Source organism: Microbacterium sp. HM-570, from assembly GCF_054165885.1.
Window position 1 is genome coordinate 1,288,854 of the sequence record NZ_CM135111.1, and the last position, 16,336, is coordinate 1,305,189.

At 66.8% G+C, this 16,336-nt stretch carries 16 protein-coding genes and 1 tRNA gene; 5 read left to right on the forward strand and 12 right to left on the reverse strand.

The genetic code is table 11. The annotated features are described in order from the left end of the window. The first annotated feature begins 37 nt into the window (after positions 1 to 37). The gene (locus tag ACT9TC_RS06065) at positions 38 to 1,216 is read left to right on the forward strand and encodes an ROK family protein (RefSeq protein ID WP_458042496.1); all 1,179 of its coding nucleotides are present in this window, start codon (positions 38 to 40) and stop codon (positions 1,214 to 1,216) included. 14 nt (positions 1,217 to 1,230) lie between these two features. On the opposite strand, the gene araA is transcribed toward ACT9TC_RS06065, so the two are convergent. The 4 genes from araA to ACT9TC_RS06085 all read right to left on the reverse strand — a co-directional run bounded on the left by araA (position 1,231) and on the right by ACT9TC_RS06085 (position 6,179). Further along, complete coding sequence (gene araA, locus ACT9TC_RS06070) at positions 1,231 to 2,745, reverse strand: L-arabinose isomerase (RefSeq protein WP_458042497.1); 1,515 nt, start codon at positions 2,743 to 2,745, stop codon at positions 1,231 to 1,233. A gap of 23 nt (positions 2,746 to 2,768) precedes the next feature. After that, positions 2,769 to 4,364 (reverse strand): xylulokinase, encoded by a 1,596-nt coding sequence (locus ACT9TC_RS06075; protein ID WP_458042498.1) that lies wholly within the window; start codon positions 4,362 to 4,364, stop codon positions 2,769 to 2,771. Continuing rightward, positions 4,361 to 5,074, reverse strand: a complete 714-nt coding sequence (locus tag ACT9TC_RS06080; protein WP_458042499.1) for an L-ribulose-5-phosphate 4-epimerase — start codon at positions 5,072 to 5,074, stop codon at positions 4,361 to 4,363. The genes ACT9TC_RS06075 and ACT9TC_RS06080 overlap by 4 nt, the downstream gene beginning before the upstream one ends. A gap of 109 nt (positions 5,075 to 5,183) precedes the next feature. After that, entirely contained in the window at positions 5,184 to 6,179 is a 996-nt protein-coding gene (locus ACT9TC_RS06085) for a LacI family DNA-binding transcriptional regulator (protein ID WP_458042500.1), read from the reverse strand. Between the two features lie 103 nt (positions 6,180 to 6,282). Between ACT9TC_RS06085 and ACT9TC_RS06090 the strand changes: the two genes are divergently transcribed. The 3 genes from ACT9TC_RS06090 to ACT9TC_RS06100 are packed head-to-tail and all read left to right on the forward strand — an operon-like array spanning position 6,283 to position 8,664. Next, complete coding sequence (locus tag ACT9TC_RS06090; RefSeq protein WP_458042501.1) at positions 6,283 to 7,590, forward strand: HNH endonuclease; 1,308 nt, start codon at positions 6,283 to 6,285, stop codon at positions 7,588 to 7,590. A 43-nt stretch (positions 7,591 to 7,633) separates the two neighbouring features. Then, positions 7,634 to 8,470, forward strand: coding sequence for an NAD-dependent epimerase/dehydratase family protein (locus ACT9TC_RS06095; RefSeq protein ID WP_458042502.1), 837 nt, complete (start codon positions 7,634 to 7,636; stop codon positions 8,468 to 8,470). 38 nt (positions 8,471 to 8,508) lie between these two features. Next, entirely contained in the window at positions 8,509 to 8,664 is a 156-nt protein-coding gene (locus ACT9TC_RS06100) for a hypothetical protein (protein ID WP_458042503.1), read from the forward strand. Positions 8,665 to 8,941: 277 nt separating this feature from the next. Here ACT9TC_RS06100 and ACT9TC_RS06105 read toward each other — a convergent pair. The 3 genes from ACT9TC_RS06105 to ACT9TC_RS06115 form a co-directional block, all read right to left on the reverse strand. Next, positions 8,942 to 9,026 (reverse strand) — tRNA-Tyr (locus ACT9TC_RS06105). 84 nt (positions 9,027 to 9,110) lie between these two features. Beyond that, positions 9,111 to 10,043 (reverse strand): carbohydrate kinase family protein, encoded by a 933-nt coding sequence (locus tag ACT9TC_RS06110; protein ID WP_458042504.1) that lies wholly within the window; start codon positions 10,041 to 10,043, stop codon positions 9,111 to 9,113. Positions 10,044 to 10,052: 9 nt separating this feature from the next. Then, the gene (locus ACT9TC_RS06115; RefSeq protein WP_458042505.1) at positions 10,053 to 10,535 is read right to left on the reverse strand and encodes an FBP domain-containing protein; all 483 of its coding nucleotides are present in this window, start codon (positions 10,533 to 10,535) and stop codon (positions 10,053 to 10,055) included. Between the two features lie 58 nt (positions 10,536 to 10,593). Between ACT9TC_RS06115 and ACT9TC_RS06120 the strand changes: the two genes are divergently transcribed. Continuing rightward, entirely contained in the window at positions 10,594 to 11,082 is a 489-nt protein-coding gene (locus ACT9TC_RS06120; protein WP_458042506.1) for a YajQ family cyclic di-GMP-binding protein, read from the forward strand. A gap of 9 nt (positions 11,083 to 11,091) precedes the next feature. On the opposite strand, the gene ACT9TC_RS06125 is transcribed toward ACT9TC_RS06120, so the two are convergent. From ACT9TC_RS06125 to ACT9TC_RS06145, 5 genes are read right to left on the reverse strand one after another with little or no spacing between them, the layout of a single operon-like run. Beyond that, positions 11,092 to 11,880, reverse strand: a complete 789-nt coding sequence (locus ACT9TC_RS06125) for an ABC transporter permease (protein ID WP_458042507.1) — start codon at positions 11,878 to 11,880, stop codon at positions 11,092 to 11,094. Then, positions 11,877 to 12,659 carry an ABC transporter permease gene (locus ACT9TC_RS06130; RefSeq protein WP_458042508.1) on the reverse strand — a complete coding sequence of 261 codons (783 nt, stop codon included), beginning with the start codon at positions 12,657 to 12,659 and terminating at the stop codon, positions 11,877 to 11,879. The genes ACT9TC_RS06125 and ACT9TC_RS06130 overlap by 4 nt, the downstream gene beginning before the upstream one ends. Then, entirely contained in the window at positions 12,656 to 13,435 is a 780-nt protein-coding gene (locus ACT9TC_RS06135; RefSeq protein WP_458042509.1) for an ABC transporter ATP-binding protein, read from the reverse strand. The genes ACT9TC_RS06130 and ACT9TC_RS06135 overlap by 4 nt, the downstream gene beginning before the upstream one ends. A gap of 24 nt (positions 13,436 to 13,459) precedes the next feature. Then, entirely contained in the window at positions 13,460 to 14,524 is a 1,065-nt protein-coding gene (locus ACT9TC_RS06140; protein WP_458042510.1) for an ABC transporter substrate-binding protein, read from the reverse strand. A gap of 47 nt (positions 14,525 to 14,571) precedes the next feature. Then, positions 14,572 to 16,215, reverse strand: a complete 1,644-nt coding sequence (locus tag ACT9TC_RS06145) for a thiamine pyrophosphate-binding protein (RefSeq protein WP_458042511.1) — start codon at positions 16,213 to 16,215, stop codon at positions 14,572 to 14,574. Positions 16,216 to 16,336 lie beyond the last annotated feature (121 nt).

Sequence of the window (16,336 nt, forward strand, 5' to 3'; positions counted from 1 at the left end):
CATTCCGTCAGATGAGGCGACCCCCTACGCTGGTGCGATGACCGACCGCGCGACGACGTTCGAAGCCGTGCGTCGAGCGAACCTTGCGCGTCTGGTGCGGATTCTGCATCTCGCGGGTCCGCAGTCGCGCGCGCAGTTGACGGCGACGACCGGACTCAACCGCTCGACGATCGCCGATCTGGTCGCCGAACTCGCCTCGATCGGCGTTGCAGAGGAGCTTCCACCCGCTCCCTCGACGCGGGCTGGGCGCCCGTCACCGGTCGTGGCGACGCATCCGTCGATCATGGCGATCGCCGCAAACCCTGAGGTCGACGCCCTCGCGCTGGCCGCCGTACGGCTCGACGGCACGGTTGCGGCGCGCCGTCGCATCGAGGTCGACCATCTGCTCACTCCGGCCGAGACGGTGCGGCTGGTGGCCGAGACGATCGAGCAGTGGCGCGCCGACGAACTCGCCGATGCGCGGCTCGTGGGCCTCGGCTTCGCCGTGCCCGGCCTCGTGCGCGGTGCCGACGGGATGGTGCGGAACGCACCGCACCTCGGGTGGCACGATGTGCCGCTGCACGAACTCGCGGCCGAAGCGACCGGCCTGCCGATCGTCGTGGGCAACGACGCATCCCTCGGCGCTGTGGCCGAGCACCTGTTCGGCGCCGGCCGCGGGATCGACAATCTCGTCTATTTGAACGGCGGCGCGAGCGGTATCGGTGGCGGCCTGATCGTGCACGGGATGCCCGTGGCCGGTGCCTCCGGTTACGCCGGGGAGTTCGGGCAGAATCGCCCGGGCATACCCTCGACCGCGGACCGCCTCGCCGGCGACGGAGTGCTCGAGGACGAGGTCAGCCGAGCACGACTCCTGGCAGTCGCGGCGCTGGTCACGGCAGACGAACCGACGCTTGCCGCGGCCCTGGCGGCGAGCGACCTACCCGATGCCCGCGAAGAGATCGCGCGGCAGCGCCGCATCCTGACCACGGCGCTCGCGAACGTCGTGAACGTGCTCAACCCGCAGGTCATCGTGCTCGGCGGATTTCTCGCGACCATCGCCGAGGGCGGAACCGGCGAACTTCTCGAGGACGTGCGAGCGCTATCGATGCCCGCCGCCGCGGAGGACGTCGCGATCCGCTCTGCCGCGCTCGGCGAAGACCGCCTGCTGGTCGGTGCGGCAGAGGCGGCCTTCGCTCGGTTGTTGGACGATCCGGTGGGCGCGCTCGCGGGCCCCTGACGAAACGCCCGGAATTACAGCCCCTGAGCGAGGCGGTAGTAGGCCTGGTTCCAGCGCACCTCTTGCTGAAACCCGCGCACCGTCGTCGAGTCGTCGATGACGAGCAGCTCCGTCTTGGCGATCTCGGCGAAGTCGCGGAACACCTCGATGCCGACCGCGGTGGTCATGACCGTGTGGTGCGCGGCACCGGCGGTCAGCCAGGCCGCGGCGCTCGTCGCGAAGTCGGGCTGGGGCTTCCAGATCGCGCGTCCGACGGGCAGGTTCGGAAGGTCCGGCGCCTCGACGTTCTCGACCACGTTCGCCACGAGGCGGAAGCGGTCGCGCATGTCGCTCATCGCGACGACGACCGCCGGGCCGGGTTCGGCCGTGAACACGAGGCGCACGGGGTCTTCCTTGCCGCCGATGCCGAGCGGGTGGATCTCGAGGCGTGCCTTCTGCGACGACAGCGACGGCGACACTTCGAGCATGTGCGCTCCGAGGATCCGCTCGCTGCCGGGAACGAGGTCGTAGGTGTAGTCCTCCATGAGGCTCGCACCACCGGGAAGCCCAGCACCCATCACGTTCGCGATACGCACGAGGATGGCGGTCTTCCAGTCGCCCTCGGCGCCGAACCCGTAGCCCTCGGCCATCAGGCGCTGCACGGCCAGCCCCGGCAGCTGCTTCAGCGCACCCAGGTCCTCGAAGCTCGTCGTGAAGGCGCCGAAGCCGCCCTCCTCGAGGAACGAACGCAGGCCAAGCTCGATCGCGGCACCGTCGCGCAGCGACTGGTGACGCTCTCCCCCGGCACGCAGCTCAGGAACGACGTCGTACTCCTCTTCATACAGCGCGACGAGAGCGTCGATGTCGGATTCGGATGCAGCGGCCACAGCATCCGCCAGCTCGTTGACACCCCAGGTGTTGACCTGCACGCCGAACCGCAGCTCGGCCTCGGTCTTGTCTCCCTCGGTCACGGCGACGTAGCGCATGTTGTCGCCGAAACGGGCGAGCTTGAGGCTGCGCGAGGCGGCCCAGCCCGCGGCTGCGCGCTGCCAGGATGCGATCTCGCCGCGTACGCGCTCGTCGGACGCGTGCCCGACGACGGTCTTGCGGGCGACGCCGAGGCGGGTCTGGATGTAGCCGAACTCACGGTCGCCGTGCGCGGCCTGGTTGAGGTTCATGAAGTCGAAGTCGATGTCGGCCCACGGCAATTCGACGTTCGCCTGTGTGTGCAGGTGCAGCAGCGGCTTCTGCAAAGCGTCGAGGCCGCCGATCCACATTTTGGCCGGGCTGAAGGTGTGCATCCACGCGATCAGGCCGATCACGTTGTCGGCGGCGTTGGCCTCGAGTGCGAGGCGACGGATGCTGTCGGCCTCCTTCAGCACGGGCTTCCAGACGACCTTCACCGGCACGTGACCTTCGAGCTGGGCGACGACGCCCTGTGACTGGTCGGCGACCTGGAGAAGGGTCTCTTCGCCGTAGAGGTTCTGACTGCCGGTGACGAACCAGACCTCATAGGGCTCGAGCGAGGTAGCGAGAGGAGTGCGGGTCATGGAGTTCTGCTTTCGTTCAGGAGTCAGAGCGCTGCGATGGCCGCGTGCTCGATAGCGAGCCCGGCTTCGTAGCGCGAGAGGTAGGTGGCGTATCCGGCCAGGTCATCGGGATCGGGCGCGACGGTCTCGAACGCGGTCGTGGCGAATACTCGCTCGGCCAGGTAGGCGTCGAGGGCGAGGTCGTCGGCCTCGTTCAGGTAAGAGGCGAGTACCGCGATGCCCCAGGCGCCGCCCTCGGACGCGGTTTCGGCCACAGCGACCGGCGCCTCGATGGCTGCGGCGAGAAACCGCTGCGCGACACCCGCGGTGCGGAACATGCCGCCGTGCGCATACATCGTGTCGACCGTGACGTGCTCGCCGCGCAGCACGCGCATTCCGAGGCTCAGAGTGCCGAAGACGGCGTAGAGCTGAGCACGAGCGAAGTTGCCGAGTGTCGGGCGCGAGTCGGGGCTGCGGACGACGAGCGGTCGGCCCGCGTCGAGCCCGGCGATCGGCTCACCCGCGAGGTAGTTGTAGGCCAGCAGACCCCCGGCATCCGGTTCCGCCCCGAGTGCCTCGCGGAACAGGACCTCGTAAACGGCGTCCGCCGCGAGTGGGGTTCCGGCCGCCTCGGCGAACCGGGCGAACATTCCCGCCCACGCGGCCAGTTCGCTTGCGCCATTGTTGCAGTGCACCATCGCGACCGGATCGCCGGCGGGCGTCGTGACGACATCCAGCTCGTGGTGCACCTTCGCGAGCGGGCGCTCGAGCACGACCATGGCGAAGATGCTGGTGCCCGCGCTGACGTTTCCGGTGCGGGGCGACACAGAGTTCGTCGCGACCATGCCGGTGCCGGCATCACCCTCGGGCGGGCAGAACGGGATGCCGGGGATCAGCGCGCCAGACGGGTCGAGCAGTGCAGCGCCCTCCGTCGTCAACGCGCCCGCGGACTCACCCGCAGCGAGCACCTCGGGCAGCAATTCGGTGAGCACCGCGGGAAGTCGCCCCTCCACCAACGAGTCGTACGCCGAGACCATCGTCGCGTCGTAGTCGCCCGTCGCCGGATCGATCGGGAACATTCCCGAGGCATCGCCGACACCGAGCACGCGGCGACCGGTGAGACGCCAGTGCACGTACCCGGCAAGGGTCGTGACGAAGCGGATGTCCGGAACGTGGCTTTCGGCGTCGAGCACAGCCTGGTGCAGGTGGGCGATCGACCACCGCAACGGGATGTTCACGCCGAAGACCTCGGTGAGCTCCGCCGCCGCGCGACCCGTCGAGGTGTTTCGCCACGTGCGGAAAGGCACGAGCAGCTCGTCGTCGGACCCGAAGGCGAGGTAGCCATGCATCATGGCCGAGACGCCGATGGCACCCACGGTGACGGGGCCGACGCCATGGCGCTGCTCGGCATCCGTCACCAGCTCGCCGTACGCTGCGGCAAGCCCCGACCACACCTCGTCGAGGGCATAGGTCCAGCGCCCGTCCGCGAAGCTGTTCTCCCACTCGAAGCCGCCTACGGCAAGGACGTCGGCGGGGTTGTCGGCATCGACCAGGCAGGCTTTGATGCGGGTAGATCCGAACTCGATGCCGAGGGCGGTGCGGCCGGAACGGATCGCGTCGGCGGCAGATGTTCCAGTCATCGGCGAACGTCCTCGTTCTGTCCGTAGACGTTTTGGTATCGCCCGTAGAGGGCGTCGATCTTGTCCTGCGGGATCGGAATCAACGGTCCCGCCTCCCGAGCAATGTGGACCGTACGGGCCGCGTCTTCACACATCACCGCAGCCTTCACCGCATCCTTCGCCGACACCCCGATCGTGAACGGCCCATGGTTCTGCATCAACACCGCACGGGACCGGTGCCCCGTCAAGGTCTCCACGATCCCGCGGCCGATCGAATCATCCCCGATCACCGCGAACGGACCCACCGGAATCGGACCCCCGAACTCATCCGCCATCCCCGTGATCACACACGGAATCTCTTCCCCCCGCGCCGCCCACGCCACCGCATACGTGGAATGCGTGTGCACCACACCCCCCACATCCGGCATGTTCCGATACACATACGCGTGCGCCGCCGTATCACTCGACGGGCTGCGGTCGCTCCCCGGGGTGCCCGGAATGACATTCCCGTCCAAATCGCACAGAATCATGTTCTCCGGAGCCAACTCGTCATACGACACACCCGACGGCTTGATCACAAACAGATCAGCACCCGGCACACGACCAGACACATTCCCACCCGTCCACACCACCAAGCCATAACGCACCAACTCCGCATGCAGCGCTGCGACCTCGGTTCGGGTGGCGGCGATCGCAGCCTCGACGGATGTCGAGTGTTGGGGTGTGCTCACGGGGGCTCCATCGGTCTCGCGGCGGCCGCGCAGGGTTCGAGCGACCTTCGTAATGTTACCGGTACCATCCGATTTGCGCGAGCGCTCGCCGTCACCTCAGGAGCTGGCTTTATTCGCGACGCGGAATCGCAGAGTCCCGCATGACGAGCACCGGAGGCTCAGCGAACGCGTCCCCAGACACGCCGACGACCTCAGCGACCACCCGGCGCGCTTCGGAGGCGAGATGGAGGCGCACCGTCGTCAGCGCGGGTAGGTAGAAGGCGGAGTCGGGATTGTCGTCGAACCCGACGACCGACACCGTGCGGGGTACATCTATTCCCCGGGCGCGCAGACCCGCCATGAGCCCGAGCGCCATCTGGTCGTTGGCGACCGCCAATGCCGTGGGGGCCTGTTCGCGCCCGAGCGCATCGGCGAGCGCTTCCGCGAGCGCATACCCGGCGGCAGCGCTCCAGTCGCCCTCCCACCGCGCGGCGAGGGGCATGCCTGCGGAATCCAGCGCCTCAGCCACACCGCGGGATCGAGCCGTCGCCTCGAGCCAGTCACCCGGGCCCGCGACCTCGGCGATCCGCCGATGGCCGAGGTCGAGCAGGTGAGCCACCGCGAGTGCCGCCCCCGCGGACTGCGTTGCCGCACCGGTACCGCCATTCAGGGCGACGATGGGGACACCGGGCGCCGCCGCGGTGGCAGCATCGAGCGTGCGCGTGTGCGGCGCGACAAGCACGATGCCATCGACGCCCTGTGCAAGCAGGTGCCCCACCGCAGCTTCGACAGACGACGCATCCGCAGCATCCGCGTAGGCCGTGGCGATCCAGCGCCCTCCCGCGCGGGCGGCGGCTTCGAGAGCGGCGACGCCTTCCGCGGGCCCATAGAGGGCGGCATCGGATGCCACGACTCCGAGGGTGCGCGACGTGCTGGTGCCGAGGGCGCGGGCGGCATTGTTGATCCGATAGCCGAGCGCCTGAATCGCATCGAGCACTCGCTGCCGCGTTTCGGGACGGATGTGCGGATGCCCGTTGAGCACGCGCGACACCGTCTGTGTCGACACCCCGGCGCGAGCCGCGACATCGCGAACTCCGACGGCGCGGATGGGCGCCGGATGCGTCATCGTTCCTCCCCTGGGCTGAGCCTCAGCGTAGTGATAGTACTCATGTTCTATTTTCGTCGTTCAGATACCTTCTTATATCGCACATATATGCTAGTCTTGAGGCATGAACGAGCCCCTCGAACTTCTCGATCCGGCGCCCACGAGCGTGTCGACGGAAGAGTCGCTGGGGTTCCTCTTCGATGACCTGCAAAGCGATCAGTTCGCGGCCATCCGACATGAGGCGCGACGCGCAGCCGGCATCGCGGAAGCGATCCAGTTCGCTCGCCGGAACCCGCATGTGTACACAGACATCATCGGTGCAGACGGCGAAGAGATGGCTGTACGCGGAGTTTTATTCGACCTGTCGCTGCGGCTGAACGTGGCCGAGCAGACCCTTCGGACGCTCGCGTACACCGCCAGAACCGCAGCCGAATCCCTGCCATGGCTGTGGCGTCGAGCACTCGATGGCTTCGCGCCTCTCGTTCTGGTCGATGCGGTCGTGGCGGGGGTCGCCCGGCTGCGGGCCCCGCTCGACGCCTCGCCGGAGTTGCGCGCCGAGGCCGAGGCGGCCATTGCCGAGCTCGATGCGGCCGCATCGGAGTGGGTGTTGTCGTGCTCGCGCGCCGCGTTCCGCGCGCGCCTCAAGCGACTCCTCGAACGTCTCGATGCCCGCCGCGCCGATGTACGACACGCGGCCGCGATGCGTGATCGTCGCGTGGGCATCGAGCACATCGACGATGGGATGTCATGGGTCACGGCCCTCGTGCCGACCGTTCAGGCGGTGGCGCTCGGCCGCCGCCTGAACGCAACGGCGAAGGCGACCGCGAAGGATTCCCGCGAACGACGTACCCGTGACCAGATCCGCGCCGACCTGTTCGCCTCGTGGCTGATGGGCGTGGGGACGGCGACCGCGGTCAAGACGAAGGTCTTCGTCACCGTGCCGGTCTCCCTACTCACGGGCGATGGCTCCGCGGACGACATCGCTGGCCGTCTCGCGACTCGTCTTGCAGCACTGCCGCGTGAAGACGCAGAGCTCGTCGGCCACGGCCCCATCGATCCCCTCACGGCGGCACAGATCTTCACTGACGCGAAGGCTTTTCACCGGGTAATCACGGATCCGGTTCGCGGCATCGTGCTCCACATGGACCGCCGCACCTACCGCCCAACGAAGGCGCAGCGCGATTGGCTGATTCTGCGGTTCGGACGATGCGCCCGCGATGGGTGCAACCGGCTTGCCCTCGACGCCGATATCGATCACGACAGGCCGTGGGCCCAGGGAGGCACGACGGACGAGGTCAATCTGCGTCCCCTGTGCCCTCCGGATCACGTCCATCGACACGTGACCAAGTTCCGCTTCATCACCCGAAGCGACGGCACGGTCCAGGTCGAGACACCCACCGGACACGTGAGTTCTGCGCCGCCCCCGTTCTGATCCGTCGCGTGCGACCTTCAGTTACGTGTGCGAGCCTGGGCGTATGCGTATTGCTCTCACCGGTTCTTCCGGCAAGCTCGGCTCCGTCGTTCTGCACGAACTGCGAGCCGCGGGTCACGACGTGATCGGCATGGACGTCGTCGGAGCCCGAGGCCCCGGCTTCGTGCGCGTCGACCTCACGGATTACGGCCAGGTCGTCGACGCCCTCACCGCCGTCAACGACAAGCACAACGGGTTCGACGCGGTCGTTCACCTGGCCGCCATCCCCGCTCCCGGGATCGCACCGGATGTCGCCACCTTCCACAACAACATGCCGAGCACGTTCAACGTGTTCTGGGCGGCTATCCGCCTCGGCATTACGCGCATCGTCTACGCGTCCAGCGAGACGGTGCTCGGCCTGCCGTTCGACGTGCCGCCGCCGTATATCCCGGTCGACGAGGACTACCCCGCCCGGCCCGAGTCGGTCTACTCGCTCGTCAAGCACCTCGAAGAGCAGCTCGCGATCGAGCTCGTGCGATGGAATCCTGATGTGTCGATCACGGCCCTGCGGTTCTCGAACGTCATGGTGCCCGAGGACTACGAGGCGTTCCCGTACGACGCCGACCCGCGGGATCGCAAGTGGAACCTCTGGGGCTACATCGACGCGCGCGACGGTGCCCAGGCGATCGAACGCGCACTCCAGGTCGCCCCTCCGGGCTTCGACCGCTTCATCATCGCGGCCGCCGACACGGTCACCACAACATCCAATGCCGAGCTCGTCGCGGAGGTGTTCCCCGACGTCCCGGTGCACGGTGACCTCGGCGAGCACGACACGATGCTCTCGATCACGAAGGCTCGGCGCCTGCTCGGCTACGACCCGCAGCACTCCTGGCGCGACTGAACTATTGCTTTCGCGCACGCCCGCCCTACGCTGGTCGAATGGTCTCTTCACTCGGCGGATGGCACTTGTTCGGACTTCTGATCTACGTCGTGATGATCGCGATCGCCGTCGTACTCGCGTACTTTGTGATTCGCCTCGCGGTCTTCCACGCGCTAAAAGCGCACACACGCTGGGTCGACAACGGTAAACCGTGACACGCGGATCCGACTGGACTCGGCCCCGGCGACGCTTCGCGACGCTGTTCGAATCCCGCAGCACCCGATAAACGAAGAACGCCCCCACATTCGTGGGGGCGTTCTTCGTTTGGTGGCGAGTGAGGGTCCCCACCGCCTCTCCACCCGCCGCTGCGCGGCGCGCGGAGCCTCGGGCGGCGTGGGCCCCTCGAACACGCGACGCTTCGCGCCGCTGCTCGAATCCCGCAGCACCCGATAAACGAAGAACGCCCCCACATTCGTGGGGGCGTTCTTCGTTTGGTGGCGAGTGAGGGATTCGAACCCCCGAAGGCTACGCCGGCTGATTTACAGTCAGATCCCTTTGGCCGCTTGGGTAACTCGCCAGGGCGCGCCCGTCCGACTTTTGCAGACGACCGGAAGCGCGATCTCCCATCTTACCCAATCACGGGAGCCCCGAAGAACGCCGGTCAGGTGCCGAGGCGGTCGAGATCCACGTCGCGCAGTTCGCTCGGCGTCCGAAGCAGGGCACCCTCGAACCGACAGGTTGCGGCGGCGATCTCCATAGCGTCGCCGAGCACGAGGCTCCACTGCGCCACATCCGTCGGGTCGCCGTCCAATGCGAGCCGCGCGACCGTCGCCGACAGCGTCGCATCGCCGGCACCCATCGTGTCGACGATGCGGCCGGGCAGATCCGCGATTGGCGCGACGAGCTCGTCGCCTCCGAGCACGTCGGCACGCACGAACGCACCGTCAGCACCGCGTGTACCCAGCACAACGGGCACACCGAGCTCACGCATCCGTTCCACCGATTCATCCAGCGACTCTCCGAACATCAGATGCGCGTCGTCGTCCCCGATCTTCACGAGCGACGCCCGCGGCGCGAGATCCTCGAATCCGGCGACGAACTCGGCCAGGTCGCGCATCATGCCCGTGCGCGGGTTGGGGTCGATCACGAGACGCGTCTCACTCGCGCGAACCGTCGTGGCGAACCCCGCGGCCTGCGCCGCATCGTCGAACGGAAAACAACTCACGACCGTCATCGAGGCATCTGCTATCGCAGCACGCTCGGCATCGCCGAAACGGATGCGTCGAGCCTGAGCCGCCTCATTGAACACGTACGCGGGCTCGGCGCCGCCCGCCCGCTCACTCACGGCCCGCGACGTCCCGAGTGGCGACGGGGTTGCGAGCAACTCGACATCAAAATCGGCGAGGTAGGCGCGGATGCGCGCTCCCGCTTCGTCGTCCCCGACCATCGCGATGAGCGTTGTCGGCACGCCCAGCCGAGCCAGCCCGACCGCGACATTGAGGGCCGCCCCTCCGACGAACTCGCGAACACCGAGGTCGTCCCGCAACTCATCGATGAGTGCGTCGCCGACCACCACAACCCGTGCTTGCGTCATGACGCGAGACTACGCCAGCACCCGTTCGACGAACCGTTCGGTGCGTCGTCGCGCCCCATCGATCCGGCGGTCCACGCTGGCGCGCATCTCGGACGGAGCGAGCGGCGCCGCGAGGCGGACGTTCTCGTGACAGGAGAGATCAGCACAGATGTAGGTGCCGACGGTGTCGCCGTGTGCGCCGGAGGGACCCGCCTTGCGCGCCGTGAAGAGCGAGACCTGATCGGCGGGCTGCAGGGTGTGGCAGAGGTCGCACATTCCGGAGCGGGCCCGAGAAGTCGTCGATGCCGCCCGCATGGCAACGCCGAGCGGTTTGCCGTCCTGCTCGGTGACGACGTATCCGCGACCGCGGGTCTCGGGATCGCGCCAGGCTAAGAAGTCCAGGTGATCCCAGTCCGTCAATAAGAAGTCGTGGGGCAGCCGGAGCTGCCTGATCTCGTCATCGACGACATTCACGAATGACGCCCGAACCTCGTCCTCGGTCAACGGTCGCATCCCACCTCCATGTGTAGTGCCCCTCCAGTCTACGAACGACGCCGGATACACTGGACGGATGGCCGATTCATCCTTCGACATCGTCAGCAAAGTCGACCACCAAGAGGCAGAGAACGCCCTCAACCAGGCGCGCAAAGAAATTGAGCAGCGCTACGACTTCAAGGGCACTGGCGCCTCGATCGAGTGGAGCGGCGAGTCGGTGCTCATCAAGGCGAGCAGCGAAGAACGCGCGAAGGCGGTACTGGATGTCTTCCAGTCCAAGCTCATCAAGCGCGGTATCTCGCTGAAGAGCCTCGAGTCGGGTGAGCCGTTCGCGAGCGGCAAGGAGTACCGCATCGTCTCGACGATCAAGGACGGCATCTCGCAAGAGAACGCCAAGAAGGTCGGCAAGATCATCCGCGACGAGGGGCCCAAGGGCGTCAAGTCGCAGATCCAGGGCGACGAACTGCGCGTGCAGTCGAAGAGCCGCGACGACCTGCAAGAGGTCATCCGCGTGCTGAAGGCAGCCGACCTCGAGGTCGACCTGCAGTTCATCAACTACCGGTAGGACTCACCCTCACCCGCGCTTGCCCGCCGTCGCCGGCTGAGTCCGGCGCTGCCACGGCAGCACGAGCGGCGTGACCAGGCGGAACGCCAGGTTGATCAGCAAACCGAGCAGACCGACGATGAGGATGCCTGCGTAGACCTCGTCAATGGCGAACTGCTGACCCGCCCGACGAATCGCAGCTCCCAGGCCGAACTCCGCGCCGACGAACTCGGCGGCGATCAGCGTGATCAGACAGGTCGCCATCCCGAGCCGCAGCCCGTTCAGTAAACCGGGCGCGATCGCCGGAAACAACAGCCTGGTGAAAAACCGGATGCCGGTGGCACCGAAGTTGCGCCCCGCCTCGATCAAATCTGTCGGCACATCTCGGACGGTGCCGCGGGTGCTGATGATGATCTGGAAGAACGCGGTGGCGAATGCGGTAATGATGTAGGCCACCTCGCCCCGCCCGACGATGATGATGAAGAGCGGAAGCAGGGCGATCTTCGGCAACGGGTAGAGGGTGTCCGTGATGGGCCGGATGAGCAGCTCGACCGTCCGCCACCGCCCCGAGGCGACACCGATCGCAACGCCGAAAACCGCGGCGAGCGCGAAGGCGATCAGCAATCGCTGGACCGTCAGCAACAGATCCAGGCCGAGCCTCCCGTTCACGAGTCCGTCGAATGCCGTCACGACGATGTCACTCAACGGCGGAAAGAAACGCGCGTCGAGCAGTCCTGTGCGCGTGACGATCTCCCACAGCACGATGACCGCGAGCGGGATCGCCCACGACTGCGCCCAGCGCCGAACCGTCGGGTTCATATCTGTGCTCCTTGCACGTCACGTCGCCACGGCAAGAGGCGGTCGGCCACGGCGTCGAATCCGACGGAACTGATCAGCCCGATGACGGCGATGATCAACAGCGCGACGTACATGTCGGTGACGCGCAGAATCTGCCAGTTGGACCAGAGGAACTGACCGAGGCCATTCGGGGCGCCCACCATCTCGATCGCGATCACGGCGATCAGGGTGAACCCGAGAGCCACCCGAATACCGGTGACGATCGACGGTAACGAACCCGGCACAAGGATGCCGAAGAACCTCTTGACTCCCCGGGAGCCGTAGTTATCGGCCACCTCGACGAGGGTGCGATCGATGCTCCGCACGCCCGCGACGGTGTACAAAATCATGACGATGAGCGGAGTCACCAAGGCGGTCAGAATGATCGCCATCTCGGTCCGCCCGAGCAGGAACGTCAGAAACGGGAAGAACAGCACGCCCGGAATCGGGTAGAGGAACGCCAGGATCGTATGCGCGCCGCGGTCCATCCATTGCGAGGCGGTGATCGCGATCCCCACACCGACTCCCAGAACCACCGCCAGCACGATCGTGACGAGCACACGCAGGACGGTCGCGATGATGTCGCCGCCGAGCCCCGAGTCAGGCTCGAACACGATGATGCTGCGGGCGATGATCTCGGTTGGCGGCGGGAAGAAGGTGGCGCGGATGACGCCGGTCCGACTGAGGATCTCCCATCCGAGCAGGATCACCACCGGACCGACGAACAGGGCCCACTTGTCGCGAAGGCCACGCCAGCTCACCGGTCGTCCACCGCCATGGCCGCCTGCACCTCGTCGCGCAGGTGGTTCCAGATGTCCTGCGACAGAGCAGCGAACTCCGGCGTTCCGCGCAGCTCGGGCGTGCGGTCGGGCCCGAAGTCGAGTTCGACGATGTCCCGGATCCTGCCCGGGCGGGCGGACATCAGCACCACGCGATCCGAGAGGAAGACCGCCTCATCGATCGCGTGCGTGATGTAGAGCACCGTCGGTTTGGTCTGCTGACGCAGCTCGAGGATCTGCTCCTGCAGGAGGGTGCGCGTCTGCGCGTCGAGCGCTCCGAGCGGTTCGTCCATCAACAGCACCTCGGCATCCTGCGCGAGCGCCCGGGCGATGCCGACGCGCTGCTTCATCCCTCCCGAGAGCTGGTGAGGGAAGAAGTCGCCGAAGCGCGCCAGACCGAGCCGCGCCAACTGCTCGTTCGCGATCTCGGCCGCATCCTTCTTGAGGACGTTGCGGTTGCGCGGACCGAACATGACGTTCTCGCGCACCGACATCCACGGAAAGAGAGCGTGCTCCTGAAACACCATCGCCGTCTTCGGTCGGTCCGGTTTGGAGCTCAGGATCTCGACCGAGCCCGAGGACGGCTCGTACAGACCAGCGACGAGACGCAGCAGAGTGGACTTCCCGCAGCCTGACGGCCCCACGATGGACACGAACTCGGCTTCGGCGATGTCGAGCGAGACACTCTCCAATGCGGTGACCTGCTCCTTTCCCGGAAACCGCTTGCTCACGTCGGTGAGTCGGACCTTCGGTTGCATCAGTGCAGTCATCGGCTCACCGAGTCAGTTCTCGAGGGCGGCATCGCGCCAGCTGAAGTCCCAGATGTCCTCTTCGGGGATGATCTCGTCGTAGTTCAACGAGCCCTGCTCGAGGAAGAACTCCTGGTATCGCAGCAGCACGTCGAAGTCCACACTCAGGTCGGCCGGGATGTGGTGCTGGCGGGAGGCGGCGATGACTGCCGGATCGGCACCCGTGTACTGCTCGACGAGCTCGAGCATCTCGGGGGTGTCCCATCCGTTCGCGTCGAGGTCCTCCGCGGCCATCGCGTAGGCGCGCATGAAGTCCTCAGCCACCTGCGGGTTCTCGTCCGCCCAGTCCGTGTTGTAGATGATCCCCGTGAACGGCAGCGGATCTTCATCCGTCGGGGTCTCCCACGGGCGGTAGCCCGACCCGTTGCCCTCTGCCTGCGTCGGGAACGGCTCAGACAGGATGCCCGCCGCGATGCCACCGTTCGCAAGCGCTGGCACCTGATCGGGGAACGGGATGTACTCCAGAGCGATGTCGTCCATCGACAGTCCACCGCGCTCCAGGGCGAAGCCGAGCAGCGCCTCAGTCACAACGCCCGGCGCGTTGACGGCGAACGTCTGACCCGCGAGCTGCGACATGTCCTCGGCGACCGCGGCGGCCTCTTCCGACGAACCCGCGAGCTGCGACGACACGATGAAGTAGTCCTCGATGTATCCGGCGTGCATCGGCGCCACGTAGCGCACGGGAAGCCCCTCGTCCACGGCGTTGTACGCGGCAGACCCGATCCCGGCGAACCCGGCGTCGTACTGGGCGGTCGCGACGCCGGTGATCGACTCGTTGCCGCTCGCAACCTCGACCAGCTCGACGTTGATGCCGACCTCTTCGGCATACTTCTCGGCGGTCACGAAGAGAGGTAACGAAGAGCCTGTCGCCAGGTAGGCGACCCGGATCGTGCCACCCTCGCCGCCCTCGCCGCCACCGGAGTCCCCTCCCGACGAGGCGCCCTCCGGATCGGCGGCGCAGCCGGCGAGGACGAGCGCGGCGACGGCTCCCGTGGCAATGAGAGCCCGGCGGGCACGGATTGCTGTGTTGTGCATCATGGTGAAACTCCCTTGTTTCTGTTGCGTGCGAGTACGTGCGGTGTTGGTCAGTGCCCGTGTTCGCGGGCCATGAGCCAAGATGGACGGCCGCTGATCTTGGCGTCGATGACGAGAGGCCGGTCGCGGGCAGATGCGAGCCAGGTGGCCACCCCGCCCAGGTCATCGAGAGAGCGCACGGTGATCGCGTCGCAGCCGTAGCCCCGCGCGATCGCGGCGATGTCGGTGTCCGGGAACCGGACGATCTCTTGTTCTGCGGGGGTCGATTCCGGAAACAGATGGATTTCGGCTCCATACGCACTGTCGTTGAAGGCGATGACGACGAGGCCGAGGCGTAGCCGCACGGCGGTCTCCAGCTCCACCGCCCCCATCAGCAACGAACCGTCGCCGGTGCCGAGCACGGCCATCCGGTCGGGCCGCGCAACGGCAGCGCCGATCACACTCGCGAGCCCGAGCCCGATGGATTGAAACGAGAGGGGCAGGACGTAGCCCTCGTCGTCCGGAACGCGCAGGTGGGCACCCGGGTAGGCATTGACGTTGCCCCCGTCGACGACCACGACGCGTTCGTCGGGCAGCATCGCGTCGAGCGCGTTGGTCAGGGCCGCGGGATCGACGAAACCCGGCTCGTCGATCATCTCGACGGTCTGGTCCGACCAATACCGCGCCGCACGAACACGTTCGGCGACCTCGGGAGTCCGGTATCCGACACTCGTCGTCCCCGTCGCCTCGAGCGCCGCGATGGTGGCGCGTGCGACGGCACCCGTGTCGCCGACGATCCCGAGGTCGACGAGGCGATACTTGCCGATCGCATCGACACGGTCATCGACCTGAACGAGCGTCGCCTTCTCGAGCAGTGAGCCGCCGCGCGTCGTCCAGTCGTTCAACGCGACGCCGAACCCGACGATGAGATCCGCGTCCCGAACGAGCTCGGCCGCGCTGTCTGTCGCGAAGCCCCCGACGACGTCGAGCGCCCATTCATCGCCCTCGAAGACACCGCGCGCGCCGCCCGAGGCGATGAGCAGCGCGCCGGTCGCCGCGGCGAGTGCGCGCAGGTCATGCTTCGCGATACGAGCACCTCGACCCCCAATGATCACCGGCCGTTCCGCCGCGACGAACATCTCGCCGAGTTCGGCGGCATCCGCCGACGAGACGGTCGGCGTCGGAACGCGGAGGTTCGAGACCGACCGTGGCCCCGGATAGGCGATCTCGAGGTCCTGGATGTCGATAGGCAGCGACAGCACGACAGTGGCGCGTTCGACCTGGGCGACGCGGAATGCACGGGCCGCATCGGCGAGCGCGGTCTCGGCCGAGTGGATCCGCATCGGTATGGCACCGATGCCGCTCACGGCGGTGTCTTGATCGATGTAGAAGTTCGACGTGACATTGCCCACCGCCGTGTCTGCGGCGAGGACGAGAAGCGGGGTATGACACTTCGCCGCCTCGGCGATGCCCGTCAGCGCGTTCGTGAGCCCGCATCCTTGATGCAGACTCAGCGCACTGACGTCACCGGTGATGCGGGAGTACGCGTCGGCCATGGATGCCGCACCGGCCTCGTGGCGCGCCGCGACAAAGGTCGCACCCGATGCGACGAGCGCGTTCGTGACGCGGAAGTTTCCACTTCCCACGACTCCGAATACCTGTTTGACACCCAATTCGGCGAGCATGCGGCCGAGAGCATCGGCGACTCTGATCATCTGCGTCACTGCACTGATTCCGTTTCTTAGGTCATCGGCGACCTTCTTCCACGGTATGTTCGGGCGCGATGTTCGTCCAATGAATAATCGACATCTATGACATTCGCTTGGTGAATAATGG